The organism is Burkholderia sp. E168m23, from assembly GCF_016586125.1.
In the GTDB taxonomy this organism is placed as follows: Bacteria; Pseudomonadota; Gammaproteobacteria; order Burkholderiales; family Burkholderiaceae; genus Burkholderia; species Burkholderia orbicola.
Genome location: NZ_BCPP01000477.1, coordinates 1 through 5383, shown reverse-complemented (window position 1 = coordinate 5383; position 5383 = coordinate 1). Strand labels below are relative to the sequence as shown.

At 68.8% G+C, this 5383-nt stretch carries 5 protein-coding genes and 1 pseudogene; 2 read left to right on the top strand and 4 right to left on the bottom strand.

From position 1 onward, the window contains the following. Together JMF90_RS22510 and JMF90_RS22505 are read left to right on the top strand one after the other, a co-directional pair. Positions 1-1929: PAS domain-containing sensor histidine kinase (locus JMF90_RS22510; protein ID WP_201325445.1), on the top strand; the 1929-nt coding region annotated here is incomplete at its 5' end. Beyond that, positions 1926-2573, top strand: a complete 648-nt coding sequence (locus tag JMF90_RS22505; protein WP_006479054.1) for a response regulator transcription factor — start codon at positions 1926-1928, stop codon at positions 2571-2573. The genes JMF90_RS22510 and JMF90_RS22505, both read left to right, overlap by 4 nt. A gap of 112 nt (positions 2574-2685) precedes the next feature. Here JMF90_RS22505 and JMF90_RS22500 read toward each other — a convergent pair whose 3' ends face one another. From JMF90_RS22500 to JMF90_RS22485, 4 genes and pseudogenes are all read right to left on the bottom strand, one after another. Further along, entirely contained in the window at positions 2686-3090 is a 405-nt protein-coding gene (locus tag JMF90_RS22500) for a lysozyme inhibitor LprI family protein (protein ID WP_011547732.1), read from the bottom strand. A gap of 359 nt (positions 3091-3449) precedes the next feature. Further along, on the bottom strand, positions 3450-3779 hold the full coding sequence (locus JMF90_RS22495) for a DUF4148 domain-containing protein (RefSeq protein ID WP_011547733.1): 330 nt from the start codon (positions 3777-3779) through the stop codon (positions 3450-3452). Between the two features lie 223 nt (positions 3780-4002). Beyond that, entirely contained in the window at positions 4003-4878 is an 876-nt protein-coding gene (locus JMF90_RS22490) for a PilZ domain-containing protein (protein WP_011694734.1), read from the bottom strand. Between the two features lie 79 nt (positions 4879-4957). Beyond that, positions 4958-5383, bottom strand: a pseudogene (locus tag JMF90_RS22485) (penicillin-binding protein); the annotation flags it as partial.

Below are 5383 nucleotides of genomic sequence, written 5' to 3'. Positions count from 1 at the left end.
GAACGCCGCACGACGCACGTGACGGCGATGCTGCGCCACGAGTTGCAGGCCGGCGTCGCCGTGCTCGAAGGCGCGCGTGGCACGTTCGGGCTCGTCCCGGACATGACGCCCGGCCAATGGCGCCGATACGCGGAGACGCTCGATCTCGACAGCGGCCGCTCGCCGGTCCGGCAGATCGGCTATGCGCCGCTCACGCCCGCGGCGCGCGGTGCGCTGGCCGGTGCAAAGCCGCTGCCGGCCGATCCGCTCGCGGCAGCGACGCTCAGCGCCCCCGTCTCGAGCTCGCCGGTCGTGCGTTTCGGCGCGTCCGATGCGGCGCCGCTCATGCGCGCGCTGCGGACCGGCGATATCGCGCTGGGCGTTCACCCCGCCGACGACGATACCTCCCGCGACGCCCGTACCCTGACGCTGTTCCTGCCCGTGGCCACCTCGCCGCTGGCCGCCGCCAAGCCCTTCGGCGCGCGCGAAGCCGGCGCCGACGGGGTGCTGTTCGCGGCACTGAGCCCGCGGCGCCTGATCGAGCGCGCGCTCGATGCGGAACGCGGAATCGACCTGTGGATGACCGCCGGCGGCGATCCGCGAGCGATCGCCAGCGTCGAGACGACGACCGACGAGGCGTCGGCGTCGCCCGACCTGATGCGGCGTACCGATGTGCTGAATTTCGGCGGCACCGCGCTGACGCTCGCCTATTCCGCGGACGGACGGCCGAGCGCGACCGGCGCGCAGCGTGCGGCCGGCACCGTGCTCGCCGCCGGGCTGATCGCGTCGTTCGGGTTCGCGGCGCTCGTCCATGCGCTGCTGCGCAGCCGCGCCGATGCCGGCGCGAGCAGCCGCGGCATCCTCAACGAGGCGCGGATGATGGGCATCATCCGTTCGTCGATGGAAGCGATCATCACGATCGACGAAAAGCAAACCGTCGTGATCTTCAATCCGATGGCCGAGCAGGTGTTCGGCGTGTCCGCGATGGAGGCGATCGGCGCGCCGCTGTCGCGCTTCATTCCGGAGCGGTTCCGCGCCGCGCATGCGAAACACGTCGACCAGTTCGGCGTGACGGGCGTGTCCGAGCGGCAGATGGGCCGCCAGCGCGTGCTGTTCGGGCTGCGGGCCAACGGCGAGGAATTCCCGATCGAAGCGTCGATTTCGCAGATCCGCGACGCGTCGGGCAAGCTTTATACGGTGATGCTGCGCGACATCACCGAGCGGCAGCGGGCCGAGAACGCGCTGAAGCAATCGCGCGAGGAATTGCGTGAACTGTCCGCGAACCTGCAGAACGTGCGCGAGGAGGAAAAAACCCGCATCGCGCGTGAGCTGCACGACGATCTCGGGCAGCAACTCACCGCGTTGAAGATGGATCTGTCGGTCGTCGAGCAGCAACTGCGCATGCCCGGCCGCGCGCAACCCGACGAAAGCGTGCAGACGCATCTGCAAGGTATGCGGCGGCTGATCGACGCGACGGTCGCGTCGGTGCGGCGCATCGCGGCCGACCTGCGGCCGGTGATGCTCGACGATCTCGGCCTCGTGCCCGCGATCGAATGGCTCGCGAACGATTTCACGAACCGCTACGGGATCGATGTCGAGCGCCATATCGAGACGGGCGGCCTCACGTTCACCAGCGCGGGCGCGACCACGCTGTTCCGCATCGTCCAGGAAGCGCTGACGAACGTCGCGCGCCATGCGGACGCGACGCGCGTGGCGTTGCGACTCGACATCGAGGAAGGTTCTTGCGTGCTGCGCGTCGCGGACAACGGCCGCGGCGCGGCGCCCGGCGGTCCGGCCCACGAAGACAAATCGTTCGGCCTGATCGGCATTCGCGAACGCGCACACATGCTGGGCGGCACCGTGACGATCGACACCGGGCTCGCGCGCGGCTTCTCGATCACCGTCGCATTTCCGCTCGCCACCGTTCAACAGGACACGCTCATCACATGATCAAGGTGCTCATCGCCGACGACCATACGCTCGTACGCGACGGTCTGCGGCACATCCTCCAGAACGCCACCGGATTCGAGGTGGCCGGCGAAGCCTTCGACGGCCCGTCGACGATCGCGCTGGTGCGGGCGACGCCCGCGCAGGTGCTCGTGCTCGACCTGTCGATGCCGGGCCGCAACGGCGTCGAGCTGATCAAGCAGATCAAGGACGAGAAGCCCGCGCTGCGCGTGCTCGTGCTGACGATGCACGCGGAGCAGCAATACGCGGTGCGGGCGTTCCGCGCGGGCGCGTCGGGCTATCTGACGAAGGAAAGCGCGAGCGCGGAGCTGGTGGGCGCGGTCACGAAGGTGGCGTCGGGCGGCGTCTACGTGAGCCTCGCGATGGCCGAGCAGTTCGCGCAGAGCCTGAACGAGCCGGCTGAAACGCTGCCGCACCAGCGGCTGTCCGATCGCGAATTCGACGTGTTCCGGCGGATCGCCGCCGGCCAGACGCTGACCGAGATCGCGAATGCGCTGTGCGTGAGCGCGAAGACGGTCAGCACCTACAAGACCCGGATACTGGAAAAGATGCAGATGCCGCACGAAGCGGCGCTCGTGCGTTACGCGATGCGGCACAAGCTGCTCGACGAAACGGACGACGTGTAACGGACGACGTGTAGCGGACGACGTGTAGCGGACGACGTGTAGCGGACGACGTGTAGGACGACGTCCAGCCGGCGCAGTGCGGGCCTCCCTCACCGCGCCCGTGTCCGAATGGTTACTTCGCGGGCACCGGGCACGCGAGGTCGCCCTCCTCGCAGGACAGATAGCCCTTCAGCGTTTCCGTGCGTGCTTTCGTCAGATCGTCGAGACAGGTCGATACGACCATCGGGTACGCACTGCCGCCCTCGGCATTCGCGCTCGAGAAATGGCATTCGGCGTCGCGGTACGCGATCCACGCGCGCTGCGCATTCACGAGCTTGTCGGCGAGCGGCGGCGCACCGCGCAGGCGGCCCGTGACGGCCTGGTAGGTTCGGTTCAGCTCTCCGTCGGATTTCTTGTATGCGCGATCGGCACACGCCGTCATCGTCGCCTGATCCGTCGCGTCCGCACAATTCGCCTGCGCATGGGCGACGCTCGCCACCAGCGCCAGCGAGCCCAGCAGACCAGTCAAGACACGCATGGATGCTCCTTGTTGTTCGTTGAAGTGTGGAACCCGGCGCCCTGCTGCGCCCCGTGTGCATTGGCCGCGCTGCCGCGGCGACATCGACCGCGATGCTAGCGCACGCGCGACGGATTGTCAGCGGGTGCGGTACTGCGAGCGGCGTGATCGTTCACGGCAAGGTGCCGTTGAACCAGCTCAGGCCGGCATCCGGCGTGTCGTCATGCACGCGGCAGACTCTCCCCGACCGGTTCGGCCGCTGGAATTCGTGCGCCGGGCCACTCGATGAAGAAGACGCAAAAAAGCCCGCACGATACGCGTGCGGGCTTTCTCGTTATGGCGTCAGCCGCGGCCCCGAGAGCCGCGGAACCACGAAGGGCTTAGTGGCCGAAGTACACCGACGAGCGGTCATTGACAGCCGGCACGACCGCGCGCTGGCCCGACTGCGACGTCGCGACCGGGTTCGAACCGTAGCCGGTTGCGTCGGCTTGCGCACCGGCGTTCTGCGCGGCGGCGATCTTGGCCTGGGCGGCCTGGATGTTCTCCGGATAGTTGATCCAGTCGTTCGGGTTGTAGCCGGCCTTTTCGAGCTGGACCAGCTCGGCGCGCACTTGCGCGCGCGTCAGCGGCTGCTGGTTCGATTGGGCGAACGAGACGACCGGTGCGGCCACCAGCGCGGCCAGTGCAACTGCCTTGATCAGCGATTTCATGATGCGTTACCTCCAGGATTGTTTTGTCAGGCGCTTCGGACTCGAGGTCGTTGCGCATGAGTAGAAGTCTAGGAGGCGCGACTATCAGGGTAAATACTTAAATCGCAAATTCACTGTTGACCGAAACCGTACAATCGCCCGGGAATAAGTCGATTCGTCAGATGATTATCGCCGCGCATGTGCCGAATGCCGCGATTCGGTATCCGGCGCGCTCGGCCGCGCGTCAGCGCAGGCGATCGCTATCCGCCGACGCCATCTGCCTGTCGAACAGCAACGCCTTGAGGCGAATCAGGTCGTCGGCATCGAGGTCGTCGAACGCCGCATGATGCAGCGTCAGCGCCGGACCCGCCGGGTCGGCATGCACGGCCCGCACGGTGCCATCGAGCGCCAACTGCTCGACGCGGCCGCCGGTTTCGTACGGTAGCAGCACGCGCAACGGCTCGCCGGTTGCCGCGATCGGCCGGTCGACGGCGATCGACAGCCCGCTCAGGCTGATGTCGTGCACCAACCCGATGCCGTCCGCCCCCTGCGCTCCGCCGTTGCAGCAGGCCGCGATGCGCACCGGCACGCGCGGCTCGGCGCGCGTGCGCAGCCGGTCGACGAACCCGGGCGGCGACAGGATCATGAACGGCGCGGCGCCCGACGCCAGCACCGATTCGACCGTCGCGCCGAAACGGGACACCGCGGCACGGCCGATTGCCACTGCTTCGACGTCGTCGCCGCGTGCGAACTCGAGCACGGCGGCGGGCTGCGGCTCGACGAACAGCGCCCCCGACGCGCCGACGCCGATCAACCGGCACCGTTGCAGCGCGCGCGTCGTGCCGACCCGGCGGCGAATGCCGATCGCGGCGCCCGCCGACAAGCCCATGCGCATGGCGGGCGCGGTCGCCTCGGACCCGTGCGGATCGGTGTCGGCGTCCTCACGGCGGCGCACGGGGCGGAAATGGTCGAACAGGAAAGCGTGCTGCGCGGCATCGCGCAGCGTCGTGCCAGCCGGCAGCAGCGCGGCGCCGTCGGCGTCGTAGAGGTCGAAGCCGAGCGGGACACCCGCGGAAAGGTCGTCGCGCGCGAGCGCGACGGAGTCGGTTGAAAGCCGCATCGGAGAAGCGCGGAGCAACCGCGCGCGCTGTCGTGACAACTTGATTACGGCAGCATCGCGCGGAATCTGAACGGCTTCGTTACTGCGAAGCGCCGGTCGCGTCAGGGGTGGCCGGTACCGACACCGGCGGCGGCACCGGCACGGCCGAAGGGGCGACGCCGATACCGGCGCTGCTTGCGCTCGCCGCACTGGCGCCCGCCGGCGGCGGCGCAAACTGCGGCTGCGACGCGCCCGACGACAGCCCCGCGGCCGATGCGGCCACTTCCGACGCCGGCACCCATTCCTCGACGATCCCGCCGGAGGCGGCATCCGGCGCCGAGGCAGCCGACGCCGCGCCCTCGTCGGTCTCGGCCGGACGCTCGATACGCTGCGTCCTGACCGGCGCGGGCGCCTTCTTTGCCTCGGGCGGGAACCACGTGTCGAACAGGTCGGTCACGCGCTCGCGCAGCGACCCGAACCAGCCCGGCGACGGCTCGGTATCGAATTTCGCCTTGGTATCGACGAT